Below are 21,744 nucleotides of genomic sequence, written 5' to 3' on the forward strand. Positions count from 1 at the left end.
AGGAAAGTCATGGTAGAAAAACGCATTCAGCCACTTGCCCGCGATGCAATGGCCTATGTTCTTGCCGGCGGTCGTGGGAGCCGCCTCAAGGAACTCACGGACCGCCGCGCCAAGCCGGCGGTCTATTTCGGCGGCAAATCGCGCATTATCGATTTCGCCCTGTCAAACGCGCTGAACTCCGGTATCCGTCGCATCGGCGTGGCCACTCAATACAAGGCGCACTCGCTGATCCGCCACATGCAGCGCGGCTGGAACTTCTTCCGCCCCGAGCGAAACGAGAGCTTCGACATTCTGCCGGCCTCCCAGCGCGTCTCGGAAACGCAGTGGTACGAAGGCACCGCCGACGCCGTCTACCAGAACATCGACATCATCGAGGATTACGGTGTCGAATACATGGTCATCCTTGCCGGCGACCACATCTACAAGATGGACTACGAATACATGCTGCAGCAGCATGTCGATTCAGGCGCTGATGTCACCATCGGTTGCCTCGAAGTGCCGCGCATGGAAGCCGCCGGCTTCGGTGTCATGCATGTCGACAAGAGCGACCGGATCATCGACTTCATCGAAAAGCCCGCCAACCCACCGGGTATGCCCGACAAGCCGGAATTCGCGCTGGCGTCGATGGGGATCTACGTCTTCCACACGAAATTCCTGATCGAGGCGCTGCGCCGCGATGCCGCCGATCCAAACTCCAGCAAGGACTTCGGCAAGGACATCATCCCCTATATCGTCAAGAACGGTAAGGCGATCGCCCACCGCTTCGCCAACTCCTGCGTCCGTTCCGATTTCGAGCGCGAGCCCTACTGGCGCGACGTCGGAACGATCGACGCCTACTGGCAGGCCAATATCGACCTGACAGCGATCGTTCCGGAACTCGACATCTACGACAAGTCCTGGCCGATCTGGACCTATGCAGAGATCTCGCCACCCGCAAAATTCGTCCACGACGACGAAGATCGCCGGGGCTCGGCCACCTCGTCCGTCGTGGCGGGCGATTGCATCATCTCCGGTGCGACGCTCAACAACAGCCTGCTGTTTACCGGTGTGCGCGCCAATTCCTATTCCAAGCTGGAAAGCGCCGTCGTTCTGCCGAGCGTGAAAGTCGGTCGGCACGCGCAGCTCAGGAACGTGGTGATCGACCATGGTGTCATCATTCCGGAAGGACTCGTCGTCGGCGAGGATCCGGAACTCGACGCCAAGCGGTTCCGGCGAAGCGAAGGCGGCATTTGCCTGATCACGCAGCCCATGATCGACAAGCTGGATTTGTAACAGATGAAAGTTCTGTCGGTTTCGTCCGAAGTCTTCCCACTCGTCAAGACAGGGGGCCTTGCCGATGTGGCGGGCGCCCTGCCGATCGCGCTGAAGCCGTTCGGGATTGAGATGAAGACACTCATGCCCGGYTATCCCGCGGTCATGAAGGCCATTCGCGATCCCGTCGTCAGGCTGCAGTTCGATGATCTCCTGGGAGAGCCCGCGACGGTTCTGGAGGCCCGGCACGAGGGTCTGGATATCCTGATCCTCGACGCCCCCGCCTACTACGACAGGGCCGGTGGCCCCTATCTCGATTCAACCGGCAAGGACTACCCCGACAACTGGCGCCGCTTCGCAGCCCTTTCGCTGGCCGGCGCCGAGATCGCCGCTGGCCTGATACCGGACTGGCGGCCCGATATCGTGCATGCGCACGACTGGCAGGGCGCGATGACGCCGGTCTACATGCGCTACTACCCGACGCCTGAAGTGCCGAGTGTTCTGACCATCCACAACATTGCGTTCCAGGGCCAGTTCGGCCCCGAGATTTTCCCCGGCCTGCGCCTTCCGCCGCAAGCCTTCTCCGTCGAAGCCATCGAGTATTATGGCCATATCGGCTTCCTCAAGGGCGGATTGCAGACCGCCCATGCAATCACCACCGTCAGCCCTTCCTATGCGGGCGAAATCCTGACTGCGGAGTTCGGCATGGGGCTGGAAGGCGTGATTGGGAGCCGCATCGAGCATCTGCACGGCATCGTCAATGGCATCGACCACGAGGTCTGGAACCCCGCCACCGATCCGGTTGTCCACACCCATTACACCGGAACGTCGCTGAAGAGCCGGGCGGCAAACCGCGCCGCGATCTGCGAGTTCTTCGGCCTGCACGACGACAATGCGCCGATCTTCTGCATCATCAGCCGCTTGACCTGGCAAAAAGGCATGGACCTCATCGCCGCCACCGCCGACGAGATCGTCGCGATGGGCGGCAAGCTTGCGATCCTCGGCTCCGGCGATCCGGCGCTGGAAGGGTCGCTGCTGGCGGCAGCAGCGCGCCATCCCGGCCGCATTGGCATCTCCATCGGCTATAATGAACCGATGTCGCATCTCATGCAGGCCGGCTGCGATGCGATCATCATCCCGTCGCGATTCGAGCCATGCGGCCTCACGCAGCTCTACGGGCTGCGCTACGGATGCGTGCCGATCGTCGCCCACACCGGCGGTCTCGCCGACACCGTGATCGATGCCAATCACGCGGCACTTGCGGCCAAAGTGGCAACGGGCATACAATTCTCACCGGTGACCGCGTCCGGTCTGTTGCAGGCAATCCGCCGTGCGCTACATCTCTACGCTGATCAAAAGGTCTGGACCCAATTGCAAAAGCAGGGCATGAAATCGGATGTTTCGTGGGAGAAGAGCGCCGAGCGCTATGCTGCCCTCTATTCAAGCCTCGCCCCGAAAGGCAAGTGACAGAAAATGAACAAGTCCGTACCCACTACGCCCTATCAGGATCAGAAGCCCGGCACCTCCGGTCTCCGCAAGAAAGTTCCCGTATTCCAGCAGCCGAACTACGCCGAGAACTTCATCCAGTCGATCTTCGATTCGCTGGAAGGCTACCAGGGCAAGTGCCTCGTCATCGGCGGCGACGGACGCTACTACAACCGCGAAGTCATCCAGAAGGCGATCAAGATGGCCGCCGCCAATGGCTTTGGCAAGGTCATCGTCGGCAAGGGCGGCATCCTGTCGACGCCGGCGGCGTCCCATATCATTCGCAAATACAAGGCCTTCGGCGGCATCATTCTGTCCGCCAGCCATAATCCCGGCGGCCCGACCGAAGACTTCGGCATCAAGTACAACATCGGCAATGGCGGCCCTGCCCCGGAAAAGATCACCGACGCGATCTTTGCCCGCAGCAAGGTGATCGACAGCTACAAGATCGCCGACTTCCCCGACGTCAATCTCGACCGCATCGGCAAGGACGAAATGCCGGGCGGGATGATGCTCGCGGTTCTGGATTCCGTCGAGGACTACACCGCTCTCATGGAAGAGCTCTTCGATTTCGGCGCCATCCGCAATCTCGTGAGCCTCGGCTTCCGCATCGCCTTCGACGCCATGAGCGCCGTCACCGGCCCCTACGCCAAGGAAATCTTCGAAAACCGTCTCGGTGCGCCGTCGGGCTCGGTTCGCAACTTCATGCCGTTGCCTGATTTCGGCGGCCATCACCCGGATCCGAACCCGGTCCACTGCAAGGAACTCTACGACGAGATGATGGGAGACGACGCGCCCGATTTCGGCGCAGCCTCCGACGGCGACGGCGACCGCAACCTCATCATCGGCCGCGGCATCTTCGTCACACCTTCCGACAGCCTGGCGATCCTGGCAGCAAACGCCCATCTCGCGCCCGGCTATTCCGGCGGTCTCGCCGGCATCGCCCGCTCCATGCCGACATCAGGCGCCGCCGACCGGGTCGCAGAAAAGCGCGGCATCGGCATGTATGAAACGCCGACCGGCTGGAAGTTCTTCGGCAACCTGCTCGACGCCGGAATGGCGACCATCTGCGGCGAGGAAAGTGCCGGAACCGGCTCCAACCACGTCCGAGAAAAGGACGGTCTCTGGGCCGTTCTGCTTTGGCTGAACATCCTTGCCGTGCGCGGCGAGAGCGTCCAGGACATCGTCACCCAGCACTGGCAGACCTATGGCCGCAATTACTATTCGCGCCACGACTACGAAGGCGTCGACACCGATGCGGCCAACGGCGTGGTGGACAATCTTCGCAGCCAGCTTGCCACGCTGCCGGGCAAGACCTTCGGCGCGCTGAAGGTCGAAGCGGCCGATGACTTCGCCTATCACGATCCGGTCGACAAATCGGTCAGCGAGCATCAGGGCATCCGCATCCTGTTCGAAGGCGGCTCGCGCGTGGTTTTCCGCCTCTCCGGCACCGGCACCTCGGGAGCCACGCTGCGCGTCTATATCGAGCGCTACGAGGCGGATTCCAGCCGTCACAACATCGAGACCCAGGAAGCGCTTTCCGATCTGATCGCCGCAGCTGAAGCCATCGCCGATATTCGCAGCCGCACGGGGCGCGACGCTCCCTCCGTCATAACCTGACCGGAGCGACATGGCGGCGAACCAATCGGGGCAAGGCGGAGCGGTCATCTTCGAAACCGGCGTCGATTTCGCCGTCTGGTCGCACCATGCGGGACAGATCGAGCTTTGCCTGTTCGATCAGGACGACAAGGAGTTCACTCGCCTGCCGATGGCGCGCGGTGATGACCATGTGCATCGCCTCTTCGTCGACGGCCTGAAGGAGGGCGCGCGTTACGGCTATCGCGCCGACGGCATCTACGCTCCCGACAACGGGCTCTGGTTCGATCCGTCGAAGCTGCTTGTCGATCCCTATGCCAAGGAACTCGACCGGCCATTCCATCACGACCCGCTGCTCGCCACCTTTGGCGCAGACACCCGGCATCTCATCCCGAAGGCCATCGTGACTCGCGATGTGTATGTGAAGCCTCAAAAGCCGCTCTTCAGGCCTGGCGGCTTCATCTACGAGGTCGCCGTCAAGCCCTTCACGATGCTGCACCCCGACGTGCCTGAGGCACAACGGGGCACCGTCGCAGCACTCGCCCATCCGTCGATCATCGCGCATCTGAAACGGATCGGCGTCGATGCCGTCGAACTGATGCCCGTGACCGCCTGGATCGACGAACGCCACCTTCCCCCGCTCGGCCTGAGGAACGGCTGGGGCTACAACCCCGTCGCCTTCATGGCGCTCGATCCGCGTATCGTCCCCGGCGGCATGGCGGAACTGCGCGAGACGGTGGCCAAGCTCCACGCCGAAGGCATCGGCGTCATCCTCGACCTGGTCTTCAACCATACCGGCGAGAGCGATCGCTACGGCACCACGCTGTCGCTGCGCGGGCTCGACAATCTCTCCTTCTACCGCCACTTGCCCGATCGACCCGGCGAGCTCGTCAACGACACCGGTACCGGCAACACGGTTGCCTGCGATCACCCCTATGTCAGGCAGCTGGTCATCGACAGCCTCCGCCATTTCGTCCTCGCAGCGGGTGTCGACGGCTTCCGCTTCGATCTGGCGCCGGTCCTCGGCCGCACCGCCGGCGGTTTCGAGGCGCATGGCGAGACCCTGGCGGCCCTGCTTTCCGACGACCTGCTGGCCGATCGCATCATGATCGCCGAACCCTGGGACATCGGCCCCGGCGGCTACCAGCTCGGCAATTTTCCGGCCCCGTTCCTGGAGTGGAACGACCGCTTGCGCGACGACCTGCGCTGCTACTGGCGCGGCGACGCCTACAAGACCGGGCCGCTCGCCTCCGCCCTTGCCGGCTCCTCGGATATCTTCTCGCGCAACGGCGGCATCGCGACGCGCAGCGTCAATTTCCTCGCCGCCCACGATGGCTTCACGCTGAAGGACCTCGTCTCCTATGGCGGCAAGCACAATGAGGCGAACGGCGAGGAGAACCGCGACGGTCACAACGAAAACCACTCGTGGAACAACGGTGTCGAAGGCCAAACCCGATATCCCGACATCGTCAGGAAGCGTCGCGACGACGTGGAAGCTCTGCTGTCCACCCTCTTCGTCACCCGCGGCAGCGTCATGCTGACCGCAGGAGACGAAGGCGGCCGCACCCAGCGCGGCAACAACAATGCCTATTGCCAGGACAACGATATCACCTGGGTCGACTGGGAAGCGCTGGATGACGAGTTGATTGCGCATGCAGCGTTTGTGTCGGCGCTGCGAAAACGCTTCGACGTGTTTTCTCAAGCCTCCTTCTTCTCCGGAAACGGCGACGTCGAGTGGATTTCGCCGTCCGGCCAGCCGATGACGGTGTCCGACTGGGAGACGCCCGATTTCGCGACGCTTGGCATGGTTCTCCGGACTGTCGATGGCAGCAATCGCAAGACGGTGCGGCTCGCCGTCCTCTTCAATCGCTCCCAGTCGAAGCAGACATTTTTGCTACCTGGCGAGCGCGCCTCCTGGCGCCAGATCACTGCCGGCGGGACCCAGAAAAGCGAGGCGCAGACCATCGTGCCGCAACGCACTGTCGCATTCTATCTCGAAAGTTAGCCCGCTTCATGGTTGCAACAAAATCCTTGTCGCAATCGTCACAAAGCCGTTGTAAGGCTTTGAACAGCAGCCTTTTCATGGGGAATCAATGGTCAACGAAATCTCGCTCACGGACGTACGTGGGCTGATCGGCACTGAAACCGGCCTTTCGGACTGGATTGTCGTCGACCAGACCATGATCGATGCCTTCGCCAATGCGACGGACGATCATCAGTTCATCCATGTCGACCCGGTGCGTGCCGCCGAAAGCTCATTCGGCGGCACGATCGCGCATGGCTTCCTGACGCTCTCGCTGCTCTCGACCATGAATTTCAATTGCCTGCCCAAGGTGCGCGAGCAGACCATGGGCATCAACTACGGCTTCGACACCGTCCGCTTCATCGCCCCGGTCAAGGCAGGCGCCCGCATCCGTGGCCACTTCATCCTTTCCGAAGCCCGCTTCCGCGGCGCCGGCATGCTGATGACCACCTACGACGTCTCGATCGAGATCGAGAACGAGAGAAAGCCGGCACTGACGGCCAAATGGACCACGATCATCCAGTTCGACCCGAAGGACCGTCCGGAAAACGTCTGACGCGACCGTTACGGCCACCCCACTGTCGTCAAGGTGCTCCGTTGACTTCGATAATGTTGCGATCCGGATCGAGCAGGTAGGCCTGCGGGAAGCCCGCGAGACCATTGCGTTTGACGAGCAACCGCTTGGGATCGCCTTCAACGGCATCCTCGCGAAAACCCTTTGCAGTCAAGCTGCGAATCACCATCTCGAAATCGTCCGTTCGAAAGGCAAAATGCGTGTCGGCGGTATCGATGGTCGCCGTTTTTCGGAAGGTACCATCAGGATTGACGATAATGTGGACCTGCAGCGCGCCGCAAGAAAACCAGGCGCCTGGAAAGGCAAACGGTGGCCGCTCGATCTGCCGCAGACCGAAGACCTCGCTGTAGAAAGCGGCCGACCGCGCCAGATCCGCGGTGACGATGGAAACGTGATGCAGCATCATCGGACGTAGCCCCTCATTGGTCGCGCATGCGCAACCGGAAGCATCCGAGACTAAGGCCAGCAACCCATTGTGACAAGCCGCCGGTGACAAACATCAAGGGGGCTATGCTTTCGACGGCCACGCCACGAAAACCGCGTCGATGGCCTCTCAACATGTGCAGATCCGTTCGCCCGCTAGTGAGCGGCGTCTTCCGCGCCTTCGGCGAGCAGCCCGAAGACGAAGTCGGCAAACGATCGCCAGCATTCGACGCGGAACGTATCGTCTTCCGTTCGCAACAGAACGATCTCGGCCTTGCCGAAGAGTGTGCGCGTGCAGCCGCCGACCGGGAAGGCGCCGAGCGACAGATCCTGCGGGCACCCCGCTGAAATCGTCGCTTCGGCCCCAGGGCCGGACACGACGATCGCGACATTTCGGTGGGAGACATCGGTCGCCGAATGCAGCACGCCGCTCTTGGCCAGCGCCGTCATCAGGTCGCTGCCGTTCTCGTCGATGACCAGCCATTCGTCCGGTCCGAGCCAGAGTACCGAGCGGCCCTCCTTGCGGCCCGAAGTCTTGGGCGCTGTGGGGATCGTCACGCCGAGGGCGGAAGAAAGAGCCTTGAGCGAACCCGCCGGAGCACGAAGCGCCACGCGGCTTGCGTCAGGTGCAGGCGTCAGCCGTACGGCGGCCGAACCGCCATGACGGCCGGAAAGAACAGATTTGCGAACTGCCGTATCAGCCATTGATGCGGCCTCCTTCCTTGTCAAAGAACACCATGTCGGTCACCTCGACGGCGATCGTCTTGTCGGGCATCGGCACGAAGAGCGTTTCGCCCATCCGCGTACGTCCGCCGGCAACCAGCGCAAACGCAATCGACTTGCCGAGGTTTTCCGACCAGTAGGATGACGTCACATGCCCGAGCATGGTCATCGGCTTCGGCTCGTTCGGGTTGGCGACGATCTGTGCGCCCTCCTCGAGCAACAGCTGAGGATCCCTGGTGACGAGGCCGACGAGCTGCTTGCGCCCTTCCTTGACGAGATCCGGACGCTTAAGCCCGCGTATGCCGACGAAATCCGTCTTCTTCTTAGAAACGGCCCAGGAAAGACCCGCATCGTCGGGCGTCACGGTTCCGTCGGTATCCTGGCCGACGATGATGTAGCCCTTCTCGGCGCGCAGAACGTGCATCGTTTCCGTGCCGTAGACGCAGGCGCCGAGCGGCTCGGCATTCGCCCAGACCGCTTCCAGCACCGACTGGCCGTAATCGGCCGGCACGTTGATTTCGAAGCCGACTTCACCGGTGAACGATACGCGGAACAGGCGCGCCGGCACGCCCATGACCGTGCACTCGGCAACGCTCATATGCGCAAAGGCCTCGTTCGAAATGTCGACGCCTTCCACCAGCGGCGCGATGATCTCGCGCGCCTTCGGCCCCTGAATGGCAATGACGGCCCACTGCTCGGTGACCGATGTCAGCCAGACGTTGAGATGTGGGAATTCCGTCTGCAGATAGTCTTCCATGTGGTGGAGCACGCGCGGCGCACCGCCGGTCGTGGTCGTCACATGGAAACGGTCTTCGCTGAGACGCCCGACGACGCCGTCGTCATAGACGAATCCGTCTTCGCGGGTCATGATGCCATAGCGGCACTTGCCCGGCTTCAGCGTGTCCCAGGCGTTGGTGTACATCAGATTCATGAATTCGGCCGCGTCCGGGCCGACGATCTCGATCTTGCCGAGCGTCGAAGCATCGAACACGCCTGCGACAGCACGCGCCGTCTTGCATTCGCGGGCAACCGCCTGATGCATCGTCTCGCCGGCGCGCGGGTAAAACCACGCACGCTTCCAGTTGCCGACATCCTCGAACACGGCACCGTGGGCTTCCTCCCACTGGTGCAGCGGCGTCTTGCGCGTCGGATCGAATAGCTCGCCGCGCGAATGGGCGATCAGCGTGCCGTAGGTGACCGGCGTATAGGGCGCGCGGAAGGTGGTGAGACCAACCTGTGGAATCTCCCTGCCCAGCATCTCTGCGGCAATCGCCAGACCGTGCATGTTGGAGAGCTTGCCCTGGTCCGACGCCATGCCGTTGGTCGTGAAGCGCTTGATGTGCTCGATCGAGTGCATGCCCTCGCGCACCGCAAGGCGGATATCCTTGGCGCAGACGTCGTGCTGAAAATCGATGAACGCCTTGGCGCTGGTCTCGGGACCGGCACCTTCGGCAGCGCCGATCATGCCGCCCGTCCATTGATGCGCCTGCTCGGCCGAGAGGCTGATCTTGCCTCCTGCGGACTTGCCTGCTGCCTGGGCCATCAGTTCGCCGGCTGCCAAAGATTCCTCGATCGTCTGCTGCAGGTCGTCCGTGCCGTTGCAGGCGCCGACCGAAAGGCAATCCTGAGCGTAGGTACCCGGCAGGAAACGCTGGGTTTCCGGCTCGAACGCCACCTTGCCCCGCGATTGCGAGAAGAGGTGCACCGAGGGCGTCCAGCCGGCCGAGACCAGCAGGGCGTCGACCGCGATCTTGCGCGGCGAGCCGCCGCCATTGCGGGCGACCGTCATCGAGGAGATACGCAGCTTGCCTGACGTGTTGACCACCGACTGGCCGGCGAGAACGTCGATGCCGAGCGAACGGGCCTCTGCAAGCACCGCGGCACCCGGCGTCTGGCGGCAATCCACGATCGCCGCAATCTCGACACCGGCACGCTTCAGGTCGAAGGCTGCTTCGTAAGCCGAGTCGTGCGCCGTGTAGACGCCGACCTTCTGGCCGACGGCAACGCCATACTGATTGAGGTACATGCGCGCCGCCGACGCCAGCATGATGCCCGGACGGTCGTTGTTTGGGAACACCATATGGCGTTCGATCGCGCCGTTGGCGAGAATGACGCGCTTGGCGCGCAGCTGCCACAGACGCTCGCGCGGCAGGTCGCGGCCGGGGTTTGCGATATGATCGGTGACGCGCTCGGCGAGGGCGACGAAGTTGTGGTTATAGTAGCCGAAGGCCGTCGTGCGGGTCAGGACCTGCACATTCTCCATGGCTCTGAGTGCTGCAACCGTCTTTTGCGCCCACTCGTAGCCATCGATACCGTCGATCTTGACGGTGCTGTCAAAGCGGAGCGCTCCGCCTGCTTCCGCCTGCTCGTCGCACAGGACAACCTTGGCACCGGCCTGCGCGGCCGCAAGAGCGGCCGAAAGGCCGGCAACGCCGGCGCCGACCACCAGCACGTCGCAATGTGCGTAGCGGCTGGCATAGTGGTCCGGATCGGCTTCCGTCGGCGCGACGCCGAGGCCGGCCGCACGGCGGATCATCGGCTCGTAAATGTGCTTCCATGCCGCCTTCGGCCACATGAAGGTCTTGTAGTAGAAGCCGGCTGCAAAGAACGGAGACATCAGGTTGTTGATGGCGCCGATATCGAAGGCGAGCGAGGGGAAACGGTTCTGCGACTGCACGATCATGCCGTCGAAGACCTCCTGGACCGTCGCGCGCACGTTTGGCTGCTTGCGAGCACTGTCGCGGGCAACGTCGATCAGCGCATTCGGCTCTTCGGCACCGGCCGAAAGAATGCCGCGCGGGCGATGATACTTGAACGAGCGGCCGACCAGATGGATGTTGTTGGCGATCAGCGCCGAGGCGACGGTGTCACCCTCGAGTGCCGTATAGCTCCTGCCGTCGAAGGTGAAGCGCGCTGTTCTGGCGGGCGTCAGGCGACCCTTGCCCGGAATACGGTTCGTGCCGCTCATTGTGCCTCTCCTTCGAGCGCTTCGTAGGTCTCGACGGGAGCATGCGGAACGGCGGCCGCGCCGATCTCCGGCTTCGGCTCGCCTGCCTTGTAGGTCACGATGAACTTGTCGCTGATCGTGTCGCGCGCCGCGTTGAAGAAACGGCCGCATCCGTGCTGGTGACGCCAGCGTTCGAAGATCAGCCCCTTCGGGTTGTCACGCAGGAAGAAGTACTGCTCGAACTCCTCGTCGGAAATCGAGGCGATATTTTGAGGACGCGCGATATGGGCGTCGCCGGCACCACGGAATTCGAGCTCGGAGCGCTCTTCCTGACAGTATGGGCAATAGATAAGAAGCATGAGATCCTCGGGTCAGTGCGCGACGGCAGCAGCGGCAGCTTCGTCGATCAGGCGTCCGGTGCGGAAGCGATCGAGCGTCAGCCCGGCATTGAACTTGTGCACCTCGTCGCGAGCGATCAGATGCGCGAAGAGGTTCGCCGAACCCGGCGTCGCCTTGAAGCCGCCGGTGCCCCAGCCGCAGTTGACGTAGAGCCCCGGAACCGGCGTCTTCGACTGGATCGCCGAACGGTCCGGCGTGTTGTCGACGATACCGCCCCACTGGCGCATCATCTTGACGCGGCGGAACATCGGGAACAGTTCGCAGATGGCATCGAGCGTATGCGTGATGATCTGCAGGCCGCCGGTCTGGCTGTAGGAATTGTACTGGTCGGTGCCGGCGCCGATGACGAGTTCGCCCTTGTCGGACTGCGAGATATAGGCATGCACCGTGTTCGACATGACCACGCAGGGAAAGATCGGCTTCAGCGGTTCGGAAACCAGCGCCTGCAGCGGGCTCGATTGCAGCGGCACGCGCACATCAGCCATCTTCATGACAGTCGTCGTATGGCCCGCCGCCGAGACGCCGATCTTCTTCGCGCCGATGAAGCCGCGGTTGGTCTCCACGCCGGTGACGTGCCCGTCCGGGCCGCGGCGAATGCCGGTCACTTCGCAGTTCTGGATGATGTGGACGCCGCGATCCGACGCCGCGCGGGCATAACCCCAGGCAACCGCATCGTGACGCGCCGTACCGCCGCGACGCTGCAGCGCAGCACCGTTGATCGGATAGCGGGCGCTGGCCGAGATATCGAGCGGCGGACAATAGGCCTTCGCCTGCTCCGGCGTCAGCCACTCGTTGTCGATGCCGTAGAGCCGGTTGGCGTGGATATGCCGTTTGAAGGACTGCTGGTCGTGAACGTTGTGCGAGAGCATCATCACGCCGCGCGGCGAGTACATCACATTGTAATTGAGATCCTGAGACAGGTTCTCCCAGAGCTTCATCGAATGCTCGTAGATGTGCATGCTCTCTTCGTAGAGATAGTTCGAGCGGATGATGGTCGTGTTTCGGCCGGTGTTGCCCCCGCCGAGCCAGCCCTTTTCCAGGACCGCGACATTGGTGATGCCGTGCTCCTTGGCAAGGTAATATGCAGCACCAAGACCATGCCCGCCGCCGCCGATGATGATGACGTCGTATTCGGCGCGAGGTTCCGGCGAAGTCCACTGCCTCTCCCAGCCCTTGTGACCCCTCAGAGCCTCCCGTGCTACGGCAAAAACCGAGTATCTGCGCATCCGCCTTCATCTCCTTCAGGGAAAGATCCCGTCTCGTCGGCCATACAAATCGCAAATCCAAAAGCGGCACAACGTTTCTTTTGCGACGTGAATGGGCTTTTGTTTTGACACCGTGCGAGATCGGTCGCGCCTCGCGCGTCATTTTCACGCAATGTTGGAAGAGCATCGACAACGGCGGGGGAACCGGATGCGCATATTGTTGGCGGAAGACGAGACTGAGCTTGCTGCCATTCTCATGACGGCACTGCGGAGCTACGACCTGATCATCGATCATGTCTCGACGCTTGCCGATGGGACCGAGGCCCTCAAGCTTACCAGGTATGACGCACTGCTGCTGGATCGCAGCCTGCCTGACGGTGACGGACTGACGCTTCTCGGCATTGCCCGAACGACCGGCAACGCCAGCACGCCCGCCATTATGCTGACGGCACGCAGCGACCTTAAAGACAGGATAGAAGGACTGGACACGGGCGCCGATGACTATCTGGCCAAGCCCTTTGCCGTCGAGGAGTTGATGGCGCGCCTGCGTGCGGTACTCCGCCGTCCCGGGACGGTAGAAGCCACCCCGTTGCGCATCGGCATTCTCTCTTTCGATGTGCTCAATCGCGAAGCCAGCCTTTCCGGCGAGCCGATTTCCATGCCGCGCCGCGAACTTCTTGTCCTCGAGGCCCTGATGCGGCGCAGCGGGCGAACGGTGGAACGCTCGACCCTGGAGAATGCCGTCTATGGAATGGACGACGAAATTCAATCGAACGCGCTCGACACACACGTCTCCCGCCTCCGCCGCAGGCTCGACGCGGCAAAAGCAGGGGTCGAGATCCATGCCATCCGCGGCATTGGTTACCTGCTCAGGCAAGCCCGGCAATGAAGCGGCAATTTCCATCTCTGAAGTGGCGACTGATCCGCCGCCTGTTTGCGCTACAGGCGCTGACGATCCTGTCGCTTGGCGCCGCCTTCGTCCTCGGTCTCTGGAGCCTGGGCTTTGTGGGGATCGTCGCACCGGGCGAAGATTCCATCGCCAGTGTCGCGTCCGCCGTCACCCGGACCGACGATGGCGGCATCGTCGTCACTGAAACCCGCGAGCTCGCCAAGGAGCGCGCAGCACCCGGTTTCTGGCTCGTTGTCCGGGACAAGAATGGCCGGGTGGCGACGGAAGGACCTGTGCCGGCCGAATTCACGACGATTGCGGCACTGGGCAGCCGGATCACCGAAGCCCGCTTCAACGGGGATGAAAACCGGCCGGATGCGGTTGGCGCCAGAATGCAGGTCGTTGACGGCAAGGACGGACCGCTGACGATCATTGTCGGTCGCCGAGGGATCTTGGCGCCTGCGCTTCTGTTGCTGACATTGACAGCTTTTGCATCGAGCGCGGTTTTCCCGGCCATTCTGTTGACGGGTTTGATCACGCTCGCGGTGACGCCTTTCATCATGCGCGGGATCACGCGGGATCTCGAGACCGTAGCAACAGCAGCCGGACGCATCGACGCAGAACACCGCAACTACCGGCTGCCGTTCGACGCCGTTCCGGCTGAAATCGCACCGCTGGTGATTGCCATGAACGAGACCCTGGCCCGGCTGGAGCAAGCCTACCACCGGCAGAAACGCTTTATGCTCGCTGCAGCACACGAATTGCGAACCCCGATCGCGATCCTGCAGGCACGAATAGACACGATGGTGAAGACCGAGGTATCCGGGCAGCTCCTGGAAGACGTTGCCCGGCTTGCGACGCTGGCCGAACAGCTGCTTGATCTGCAAAGGCTGAATAACGAACCTGAACAGCTCAAGCCGCTGGATCTGGTGGCTGTCGCAAGGCGCCAAGTCGCAGACCTCGCACCGCTGATCGTTGCCGCAGGCTACGACACGGATTTCCAGATTGCATCCCTGCCGCAAACGATCCTCGCGGACGCCTCGTCAATCGAGCGTGCTCTTGCCAACCTCGTACAAAATGCGATTCGGCATGGCGCAAGGACCGGGCCGATCACCATACGCGTTCAGGCACCGGCACAGATTTCCGTCATCGATAACGGTCCGGGCATCGCCGCTGCGGACCGCGAACGGATATTCGAGCCGTTCCAGCGCCTGGTTTCCGATCGCAACGGCATCGGACTTGGCCTCCACCTCGTCCGCGATATTGCCGAATTTCACGGTGGGCGCGTGTGGGTCAGCGACTCGCCCGGCGGCGGCGCGAGCTTCAATATGAGTTTCCCCACCATCTAGATCGGCGGCGTCCGAAAAGCGCAATGTTAACATCATTTGACGACCTCAGGATGGCTTCACAAAACCTTCCTGGAGATACCGGTCATGCACGCTTCCCTCACCTCTGCTTTTCTCAAGGCCCTGCTCGCGGCTCCGCGAACGGTTGGCGCGATTGCGCCGTCGGGAAGGCAGCTCGCCCGACTGATGACCAGCGAGATAGATCCCGGGGGTGGACGCGTTCTCGAGCTCGGGCCGGGAACCGGCATCTTCACAAGAGCGCTGCTCGCCCGCGGCGTATCGCCGGCGAACCTGACGCTGATAGAAATCGAAAAGAGTTTTGTCGCACTCCTGCGGCGCCGATTTCCGCAGATMACCGTGCTCCAGCACGATGCCCGCCGTTTGCCGGAGCTCGGTTGCGAAGGTTTCAGTTCCGTCGTCAGCGGCTTGCCGCTACGCAACATGAGCCAGGAGACCGTTCACGCGATCATGGCCGGCGCCTTTTCCCTGATGCCTCCCAGCGGCACTTTCTACCAGTTCACCTATGGTCATAGATGCTCGGTTCCCGACCCGGTCCTTCGATCGCTTGGCCTGCGGGTTGCCAGTCTGGGGCGCGTCCGGCTCAACCTGCCGCCTGCAACGGTGTTCAGGTTCTCACGATGGAGCTAGCCCGGGCTTGCCTCCAAGGCTGATAGCAAAGGCTCTCGGCGGAACCTGTCGTTCGAGACATGGTCCCGGCGCGCTGGTCCGCCAGAACGCGCAGGCCAGCGTTCCCGCCCGAAGGCGGGACGCTTGCTGTCGTATGATTGCAAGGTGGGAGAAACCGCTTTGCACGTCCCAACGGACGCGCGGCGCTTTAGGACGAGGAAGCCGACTTGGACGCCGCCCGCCGTTTTTTGGCAGGGGCGGCGGCCGGTGGCGCTTCGGCGGCCTGCTGCAAGCGCAGGGCCTTCAGCTTTTCCGTTTTCTTTTCGCGGGCAGCAGCTTCGGCTGACACGATTGCTCTCGCAGTCGTGTCGGTCGCCGCCGCTTTATCGCGTGATGAGAGCTTGGCCGGATTGAAGAATTCGCTTTTTGAAGTCATCTGCACTCTCTCTATCTAGACGAAGCTGCCGGATGGGCAGATCAGCGTGCCGGACGCACGGCCTTCTTCGGAGCCGGCAGAAGACCTTCGCGCTGAAGCTTCTTGCGCGCGAGCTTACGCTGGCGACGCACTGCTTCGGCCTTTTCGCGAACGCGCTTCTCTGACGGCTTTTCATAAGCGCTGCGCGCCTTGAATTCGCGGAAGAGACCTTCGCGCTGCATCTTCTTCTTCAGGACGCGAAGCGCCTGATCGACATTGTTATCCCTGACGAGAACCTGCAAACTCTTTCCTTTCATGCGGCAATCGTGATTGCCAGTTGGACGGCGAAGCCGGAAATTACTTCCTGACCTTGATGCTGGAAGACTTCAGCCAGGAGCCAGTCTCCGCACTCGCCACGGTTTCAATGTTTGGCACCGAAGATGCCGACTGAATGACGTCGATATCGCTTTCGACGATCCGACGTTCAAAATTTTCGGTCTCGAAGCGGACCCGGTATTGAGCACGACTGCCGTCGAATGGAAGAACACCGGCGATCGTGCATGTTCTTCCTGCAGTGTCCGTACGGACGAATCCGTCCTTCAGGACTATCTTGTCTCCGACAGCAAATCTGGGAGTGCGTGCCATAGTGTTCTCACCGAGCCATCGTCGTGATTCTTGAAAAGCATAAAAGGCCGGGTGCAACCCCGACCTCTTCCGTCATTGCCTGCAGCTGCCAGTACATCCGTGGTCAGCAAAGGCGAATGACAATTACGCCGCGCGCAGATTGTCTGCAGAGTTCTTGCCGGACTTCTGATCGCGCACGAGGTCGTAGCTAATCTTCTGGCCGTCGGCCAGACCGCGCATGCCAGCACGCTCAACCGCCGAAATGTGAACGAAAACGTCAGCAGCACCGTCATCCGGCTGAATGAAGCCGAAGCCCTTGGTGCTGTTGAACCACTTTACGGTACCTGAATTCATAACGATCGCCTTTCAATGGTCGTTAGTACCCGGCGAGGATTCGCTGGGTTTGATCGATTTTGAGAGGAGATCTGACGGAGCGATTTGGCTCTTTGACAAAGGTCACAAGCAATAGTCGATGGGCCTACTATAGAGCAAACGGCGGCCGATGCAAGGAATGAACCGGAATTAGCGGCTTTCGCACGGTCGGCCGACAGCCTGTTCGTGCAAACAATCGGACCATCGGCAACGCTTCGAAATCGTCGCGGAAAGCGCCGGGACCGGGATCTCCCGGATTTTTCCTTCCAAATCCGCTGGTCCGTATGGACTTCCGCACCATGATCTGTTATCCCGCACCCAATCGCAAGGCCGTGGCCGCGCGAATTGAATATTTTTGCCTCTGGCGCCATGCTGACGCAGGCCTCAACCAAACCAAAGGAACGTGACTCTCGTGCAGGTACTTGTCCGCGATAATAATGTTGACCAGGCTCTCCGCGCTCTCAAGAAGAAGATGCAGCGCGAAGGCATTTTCCGCGAAATGAAGATGCGCGACTACTATGAGAAGCCTTCGGAAAAGCGCGCTCGCGAAAAGGCCGAAGCCGTCCGTCGCGTTCGCAAGCTGGCTCGCAAGCGGGCACAGCGCGAAGGCGCCGTTGCCGCGCGCTAAGCGTCGCTGTCGTTTTTTCGACGTTTTCAAATGTATGTTGGCGGGGGCGATTATGTCGCCACCGCCTTTTTAATTTGCTGCTGAAGCTTGCCCGTCCCTCGCCGGACCGGCTGCACTGGGGGAAAACAAGCCCGCATGGCTGATATCATGTCGAATACCCGCTCCTTGCGTTTGCCGAAACTTGCCGCACTGCCGGCACTGGCTGTCGTCACCGCACTCGGCCTCGCCGGCTGCACGACCAACAACACCTCTGATGCCGTTATCCGCATCGACAAGGCGCAGGGTTCGCAGGAGAATATCGCCTCGCTGACCTCGGTGATCAACGCCAACCCGAGAGATCCAGAAGGCTATAACGTGCGTGGTTCGGCCTATGGTCGCGGCGGCGATTTCCGCCAGGCGCTGAATGACTTCAACACAGCCCTGCAGATCAACCCGAAGTTCTATCAGGCTTATGCCAATCGGGCGCTGGTCTACCGCAACATGGGCCAGCAGCAGCAGGCGATCCAGGATTACAACGCCGCCCTGCAGATCAATCCGAACTACGACGTGGCGCTCATCGGCCGCGGCAACGTTTACCGCACCGCCGGTCAGGACGATGCCGCCTTCAACGATTTCAACAAGGCGATCCAGCTCGGGACCACAGACGGCCGCGCCTACCACAATCGTGGCCTCATCTATCAGAAGCGCAATCAGCAGGACAAAGCGATCGACGACTTCTCGAAGGCGATCTCGCTCGCTCCGAATTCGCCAGAGCCCTACAACGGCCGAGGCATTTCCTACATTGCGCTCAACGACGACGACAATGCGTTTGCCGATTTCAACCACGCAATCGAGCTCAACGGCAACGTCGCCGAATCCTGGGCCAACCAGGCGCTCGTCTACGAGCGCAAGGGTGACAAGCAGAAGGCCGCCCGCTCCTACCGCCACGCGATCGGCCTTGACGCGAAGTACCAGCCGGCCAAAGACGGCCTTGCGCGCGTAGGCGCTCCCACCGCCGGCTAAGGACAAGCAGATCGGGGCGACGAGGATGACAACCAAACAGCATGTGGTCGTCGTCGGCTCGGGGATCATCGGCGCTTCTATCGCCTGGCATCTGACGCGCGACGGCGCAAGCGTGACCGTCGTCGCCGAAGACAATGGCGGTGTTGCCACACCCTGCTCCTTTGCCTGGATCAATGCCAGCTGGGGCAACCCGGAATTCTACTTTCATTTCCGCCGGCGCGCGATGAGCGAATGGAGACGGCTGGCAAGGGAACTGCCCGGCCTGCCGCTTGCCTGGAACGGCGCCATCAGCTGGGACCTGCCCGCAGACAAGCTGGAAGCTTTCGCCGCCGAGCACGGCCGTTGGGGTTACGGCATTGAGCGCCTCGGCCGCGAACAGATCAGCCTGCGCGAGCCCTATCTGAAGATCGTCCCCGACCTTGCCCTTTCGGTTGCCGAGGAAGGCGCCGCCGAGCCGGTAGCCGCTGCCCGGCTGATGCTCGCAGATGCTAAGGCACGTGGTGCGAAGCTCGTGGTTGCGGCAGTCAGTGGACTAATCCGCAGCGGCGACAGGATCTCCGGCGTCGTCACCTCCGCCGGCATGATCGAGGCCGATCATGTCGTCCTGGCATGCGGCGCCGGCAGCGCGCCGCTGGCGGCCTCCATCGGCATCGCACTTCCCATCGAAACGCCGCCCGGCATGATCGTCCATTCCCGGCCTTGCGAAAAGCGCCTGACCGGCCTGGTCATGGCACCTGAGCTGCATATGCGCCAGACGGCCGAGGGCCGCATTGTTGCCGGCAGCGATTTTGGCGGAGCAGAGCCCGGTGCAGACCAGCTGGCGACGGCATCGGCACTCTTCGCCAAGCTTAGGCAAAGCCTGGCGAAGAGCCAGTCTCTTGCGATGGACTTCTACACGGTCGGATACCGCCCGACACCGAAAGACGGCCTGCCCATCATCGGCAATGCCTGCGACGGGCTCTATGTCGCCGTCATGCACTCCGGTGTAACCTTGGCGCCGCTCGCCGGGCTACTCGCGTCAAGCGAGATTCTTGCCGGCAACGAAGACCCCGCGCTCGCGCCCTACAGGCTTTCCAGATTCGGCTGAGCATCTTCGCCACAGATGCCCGCTAAATGCCGCCGTCGTGTTTTAGCAGGTTGCAAGGATTCGGAGGTGTCCCTAACATGCAGCTGTCTCGATAGCAGGCTATCGACAGGATGAGGGTGCATTGAGGGCAATCGCGGTGATCCAGTTCTTTGCTTTCAAGCTCGCAAGGGCCGAGGGCGCAAGCATTTGCGCGCCCGGCAAGCAGAGAATGCGCCGATGAAGATGTCCGCGAGGCTGTTTCCCAAGGCATCGATCGGCACCTATCTGATTGCCATGGCACTGGCGACGTCGCTGCCGATATTCGCGCTCGTCGCTTTGCTGCTCGGACAGCTGGAGGACAACCAGCGCTCGATCCTGAAGCGGGAAACGGCCCAGGACGCGACCGCGCTCGCCCGATCGGTCGACCGCCAGCTGCAGGACATGGCTACAACCTTAAGGTTGCTGTCCACCTCGCCGGAACTTGAGAGCAACGACTTCGCCGCCTTTCACACCCGCACCGAAACCGCGCTGCGCGCAAATACGCTTTATGTCATTGCGATGGACGCGGGCGGTCAGCAGCTGCTGAACACGCGCGTCGATTACGGCACGCCCCTGGGCCCGACCGCCAACATGGCGGCCGTTCAATCGGCGATCAGCTCCGGGCGCATCGAGGCTTCCGATGTGTTTCAGGGCCGAACCAGCGGCGAATGGGTCTATAACGTCACCATGCCCTTGCAGCTTGGTCGGGTCGCTGCACTGATCATCACCCAGAATGCCAAGGATCTTGCCAAGCTTGTCTCGACGGAAGGCCTTCCCGCCGGCTGGTCTGCTGCCGTCGTCGATCAGGGCGGCCACGTCGTCGCCTCCGCAGGCGCAAGCAGCATCGGCTTCGGCCAGCCGTTCGACCCGCGCATCCTGCCGTCGTTGATCGAATCGAGCGGCGTTTACGAAGACCGCGCCGTGTTGCCGAAGACCATGCTCGGCTATGCCCAGATTCCAGGCTGGTCCTGGAAGGCTGTCATATGGGGTCCCGTCGCAAGCGCACAGGCGTCGATCCTGACGACCTGGCGCTTCCTGATCATCGGTGGCATCGCCCTTCTGGCGGTGGCGATCCTGGCCGCCTATGCCGTCGCCCGCCAGGTCCGCACCACCATCCGGTCCATTGCCGACATGGCGAACCGGATGGGTCAAGGCCACATCGTCGCGCCGATCGACACAAGCGTGATCGAGGCGAACCAGGTCGCCATCGCGCTTTCCAACGCCTCGTTTGACCGCAGCCAGACAGAAGACCGACTGCATTTCGTCATGAACGAGCTGGTCCATCGCACCAAGAACCTGCTGGCGCTCGCCCAGGCAATGATGCGTCAGCTGGCCAAGCAGGCTGGAACCGTAGAGGAATTCCAGGCAGCGGTCGCCGATCGCCTTGACGGCCTGTCGCGCTCCATCGAGCTGTTGACCAGCGAACAATGGGCCGGGGCATCGCTTCTGCGGGTAATCGACATCCACCTGAAGGCATTCCCGCAAGCCGCCCAGCAGATCGACATCATCGGCAAGGATTTCATGCTGAAGCCCGAGGCCGTTCAGAACCTCGGCCTCACTCTGCACGAGCTTGCCACCAATTCGATCAAATACGGCGCGCTCTCGGTGCCGCGGGGACGTGTCCGGCTTTACTGGCAGAACTTCCAGGAGGGAGACCGCAGCGAAGAGATGCTGCGCGTCACATGGGAAGAGCAGAACGGACCGCCTGTCAAAACCCCGGAACGATCCGGCTTCGGCACCACGGTCATCAAGAACCACGCCGCAGCCGCCTTCAGCGGCAGCGTGCAGGTGGATTTCCTGCCGACAGGCCTGCGCTGGGAGCTGACGGCACCACGCCGGGCACTCGAACGCACGACATCCCCGGCCGGCACGGCCTGACGACGATCTCAGGCCGGCCATCTGCCAAGACCGGCGTACCGGAACGAAGATAGCGGGCGCGACAGACCGTAGCTCCGGGCAGAATCGGGTAGGAGGAAGTTTTTCGGCTCCCTCCCCCCACACCACCGTGCGTACGGTTCCGTACACGGCGGTTCATCGAGCGTGATTTAGGCGGTGGAGTTCCTGTTGTAAAGAAAGCAGCCCGAGTTGGTCGAAGAAGGCTTTTCGGTAG

General features: G+C 62.0%; 20 protein-coding genes. 12 read left to right on the forward strand and 8 right to left on the reverse strand.

Going from position 1 to position 21,744, the window contains the following annotated elements; translation table 11 throughout:
- Positions 1 to 9 precede the first annotated feature (9 nt).
- From glgC to AC1DMK_RS09440, 5 genes are all read left to right on the forward strand, one after another.
- A complete protein-coding gene (gene glgC / locus AC1DMK_RS09420; RefSeq protein ID WP_477858575.1) occupies positions 10 to 1,272 on the forward strand; it encodes a glucose-1-phosphate adenylyltransferase in 1,263 nt (420 codons plus the stop codon).
- 3 nt (positions 1,273 to 1,275) lie between these two features.
- A complete protein-coding gene (glgA, locus tag AC1DMK_RS09425) occupies positions 1,276 to 2,718 on the forward strand; it encodes a glycogen synthase GlgA (protein WP_477858576.1) in 1,443 nt (480 codons plus the stop codon).
- Positions 2,719 to 2,724: 6 nt separating this feature from the next.
- Entirely contained in the window at positions 2,725 to 4,356 is a 1,632-nt protein-coding gene (locus AC1DMK_RS09430) for an alpha-D-glucose phosphate-specific phosphoglucomutase (protein ID WP_037069580.1), read from the forward strand.
- Between the two features lie 10 nt (positions 4,357 to 4,366).
- Positions 4,367 to 6,337 (forward strand): glycogen debranching protein GlgX, encoded by a 1,971-nt coding sequence (gene glgX, locus AC1DMK_RS09435; protein WP_477858579.1) that lies wholly within the window; start codon positions 4,367 to 4,369, stop codon positions 6,335 to 6,337.
- An 88-nt stretch (positions 6,338 to 6,425) separates the two neighbouring features.
- Complete coding sequence (locus AC1DMK_RS09440; RefSeq protein ID WP_477858581.1) at positions 6,426 to 6,911, forward strand: MaoC family dehydratase; 486 nt, start codon at positions 6,426 to 6,428, stop codon at positions 6,909 to 6,911.
- Between the two features lie 28 nt (positions 6,912 to 6,939).
- Here AC1DMK_RS09440 and AC1DMK_RS09445 read toward each other — a convergent pair whose 3' ends face one another.
- The 5 genes from AC1DMK_RS09445 to AC1DMK_RS09465 form a co-directional block, all read right to left on the reverse strand.
- Complete coding sequence (locus AC1DMK_RS09445; RefSeq protein WP_037069588.1) at positions 6,940 to 7,335, reverse strand: VOC family protein; 396 nt, start codon at positions 7,333 to 7,335, stop codon at positions 6,940 to 6,942.
- A 173-nt stretch (positions 7,336 to 7,508) separates the two neighbouring features.
- Positions 7,509 to 8,057, reverse strand: a complete 549-nt coding sequence (locus AC1DMK_RS09450; RefSeq protein WP_477858582.1) for a sarcosine oxidase subunit gamma — start codon at positions 8,055 to 8,057, stop codon at positions 7,509 to 7,511.
- Positions 8,050 to 11,043 (reverse strand): sarcosine oxidase subunit alpha, encoded by a 2,994-nt coding sequence (locus AC1DMK_RS09455; RefSeq protein ID WP_477858583.1) that lies wholly within the window; start codon positions 11,041 to 11,043, stop codon positions 8,050 to 8,052. Before AC1DMK_RS09455 ends, AC1DMK_RS09450 begins: the two co-directional genes overlap by 8 nt.
- Positions 11,040 to 11,381: a sarcosine oxidase subunit delta gene (locus AC1DMK_RS09460; RefSeq protein ID WP_037069597.1), complete on the reverse strand. Its 342-nt coding sequence runs from the start codon at positions 11,379 to 11,381 to the stop codon at positions 11,040 to 11,042. The genes AC1DMK_RS09455 and AC1DMK_RS09460 overlap by 4 nt, the downstream gene beginning before the upstream one ends.
- Before the next feature lie 12 nt (positions 11,382 to 11,393).
- Entirely contained in the window at positions 11,394 to 12,647 is a 1,254-nt protein-coding gene (locus tag AC1DMK_RS09465; protein ID WP_037069600.1) for a sarcosine oxidase subunit beta family protein, read from the reverse strand.
- Positions 12,648 to 12,834: 187 nt separating this feature from the next.
- On the opposite strand from AC1DMK_RS09465, the gene AC1DMK_RS09470 reads away from it, so the two are divergent.
- From AC1DMK_RS09470 to AC1DMK_RS09480, 3 genes are all read left to right on the forward strand, one after another.
- Positions 12,835 to 13,515, forward strand: coding sequence for a response regulator transcription factor (locus AC1DMK_RS09470; protein WP_477858586.1), 681 nt, complete (start codon positions 12,835 to 12,837; stop codon positions 13,513 to 13,515).
- Complete coding sequence (locus AC1DMK_RS09475; protein ID WP_477858587.1) at positions 13,512 to 14,864, forward strand: sensor histidine kinase; 1,353 nt, start codon at positions 13,512 to 13,514, stop codon at positions 14,862 to 14,864. The genes AC1DMK_RS09470 and AC1DMK_RS09475 overlap by 4 nt, the downstream gene beginning before the upstream one ends.
- 84 nt (positions 14,865 to 14,948) lie before the next feature.
- Positions 14,949 to 15,509: a class I SAM-dependent methyltransferase gene (locus tag AC1DMK_RS09480; RefSeq protein WP_477858588.1), complete on the forward strand. Its 561-nt coding sequence runs from the start codon at positions 14,949 to 14,951 to the stop codon at positions 15,507 to 15,509.
- Between the two features lie 187 nt (positions 15,510 to 15,696).
- Here AC1DMK_RS09480 and AC1DMK_RS09485 read toward each other — a convergent pair whose 3' ends face one another.
- From AC1DMK_RS09485 to AC1DMK_RS09495, 3 genes are all read right to left on the reverse strand, one after another.
- Positions 15,697 to 15,924, reverse strand: a complete 228-nt coding sequence (locus AC1DMK_RS09485; protein ID WP_037069613.1) for a hypothetical protein — start codon at positions 15,922 to 15,924, stop codon at positions 15,697 to 15,699.
- Between the two features lie 41 nt (positions 15,925 to 15,965).
- Positions 15,966 to 16,205: a 30S ribosomal protein S21 gene (gene rpsU / locus AC1DMK_RS09490; RefSeq protein ID WP_007527643.1), complete on the reverse strand. Its 240-nt coding sequence runs from the start codon at positions 16,203 to 16,205 to the stop codon at positions 15,966 to 15,968.
- 466 nt (positions 16,206 to 16,671) lie between these two features.
- A complete protein-coding gene (locus tag AC1DMK_RS09495) occupies positions 16,672 to 16,881 on the reverse strand; it encodes a cold-shock protein (RefSeq protein WP_037069619.1) in 210 nt (69 codons plus the stop codon).
- Between the two features lie 430 nt (positions 16,882 to 17,311).
- Here AC1DMK_RS09495 and rpsU (AC1DMK_RS09500) point away from each other — a divergent pair, with 430 nt between their 5' ends.
- The 4 genes from rpsU (AC1DMK_RS09500) (at position 17,312) to AC1DMK_RS09515 (ending at position 21,512) form a co-directional block, all read left to right on the forward strand.
- Positions 17,312 to 17,527 (forward strand): 30S ribosomal protein S21, encoded by a 216-nt coding sequence (gene rpsU, locus AC1DMK_RS09500; protein ID WP_037069622.1) that lies wholly within the window; start codon positions 17,312 to 17,314, stop codon positions 17,525 to 17,527.
- A 135-nt stretch (positions 17,528 to 17,662) separates the two neighbouring features.
- The gene (locus AC1DMK_RS09505; protein WP_037069625.1) at positions 17,663 to 18,529 is read left to right on the forward strand and encodes a tetratricopeptide repeat protein; all 867 of its coding nucleotides are present in this window, start codon (positions 17,663 to 17,665) and stop codon (positions 18,527 to 18,529) included.
- A gap of 25 nt (positions 18,530 to 18,554) precedes the next feature.
- Positions 18,555 to 19,616, forward strand: a complete 1,062-nt coding sequence (locus tag AC1DMK_RS09510; protein ID WP_477858590.1) for an NAD(P)/FAD-dependent oxidoreductase — start codon at positions 18,555 to 18,557, stop codon at positions 19,614 to 19,616.
- Between the two features lie 216 nt (positions 19,617 to 19,832).
- A complete protein-coding gene (locus AC1DMK_RS09515) occupies positions 19,833 to 21,512 on the forward strand; it encodes an HWE histidine kinase domain-containing protein (protein ID WP_477858592.1) in 1,680 nt (559 codons plus the stop codon).
- Positions 21,513 to 21,744: the final 232 nt, after the last annotated feature.

Source organism: Rhizobium sp. 05L419 (genome assembly GCF_056397845.1).

Coding starts and splice junctions, on each gene's coding strand:
- glgC (WP_477858575.1), top strand. CDS start 10: ATGGTAGAAAAACGCATTCAGCCACTTGCCCGCGATGCAATGGCCTAT.
- AC1DMK_RS09430 (WP_037069580.1), top strand. CDS start 2,725: ATGAACAAGTCCGTACCCACTACGCCCTATCAGGATCAGAAGCCCGGC.
- glgX (WP_477858579.1), top strand. CDS start 4,367: ATGGCGGCGAACCAATCGGGGCAAGGCGGAGCGGTCATCTTCGAAACC.
- AC1DMK_RS09440 (WP_477858581.1), top strand. CDS start 6,426: ATGGTCAACGAAATCTCGCTCACGGACGTACGTGGGCTGATCGGCACT.
- AC1DMK_RS09445 (WP_037069588.1), bottom strand. CDS start 7,335: ATGATGCTGCATCACGTTTCCATCGTCACCGCGGATCTGGCGCGGTCG.
- AC1DMK_RS09450 (WP_477858582.1), bottom strand. CDS start 8,057: ATGGCTGATACGGCAGTTCGCAAATCTGTTCTTTCCGGCCGTCATGGC.
- AC1DMK_RS09455 (WP_477858583.1), bottom strand. CDS start 11,043: ATGAGCGGCACGAACCGTATTCCGGGCAAGGGTCGCCTGACGCCCGCC.
- AC1DMK_RS09460 (WP_037069597.1), bottom strand. CDS start 11,381: ATGCTTCTTATCTATTGCCCATACTGTCAGGAAGAGCGCTCCGAGCTC.
- AC1DMK_RS09465 (WP_037069600.1), bottom strand. CDS start 12,647: ATGCGCAGATACTCGGTTTTTGCCGTAGCACGGGAGGCTCTGAGGGGT.
- AC1DMK_RS09470 (WP_477858586.1), top strand. CDS start 12,835: ATGCGCATATTGTTGGCGGAAGACGAGACTGAGCTTGCTGCCATTCTC.
- AC1DMK_RS09475 (WP_477858587.1), top strand. CDS start 13,512: ATGAAGCGGCAATTTCCATCTCTGAAGTGGCGACTGATCCGCCGCCTG.
- AC1DMK_RS09485 (WP_037069613.1), bottom strand. CDS start 15,924: ATGACTTCAAAAAGCGAATTCTTCAATCCGGCCAAGCTCTCATCACGC.
- AC1DMK_RS09495 (WP_037069619.1), bottom strand. CDS start 16,881: ATGAATTCAGGTACCGTAAAGTGGTTCAACAGCACCAAGGGCTTCGGC.
- AC1DMK_RS09505 (WP_037069625.1), top strand. CDS start 17,663: ATGGCTGATATCATGTCGAATACCCGCTCCTTGCGTTTGCCGAAACTT.
- AC1DMK_RS09510 (WP_477858590.1), top strand. CDS start 18,555: ATGACAACCAAACAGCATGTGGTCGTCGTCGGCTCGGGGATCATCGGC.
- AC1DMK_RS09515 (WP_477858592.1), top strand. CDS start 19,833: ATGAAGATGTCCGCGAGGCTGTTTCCCAAGGCATCGATCGGCACCTAT.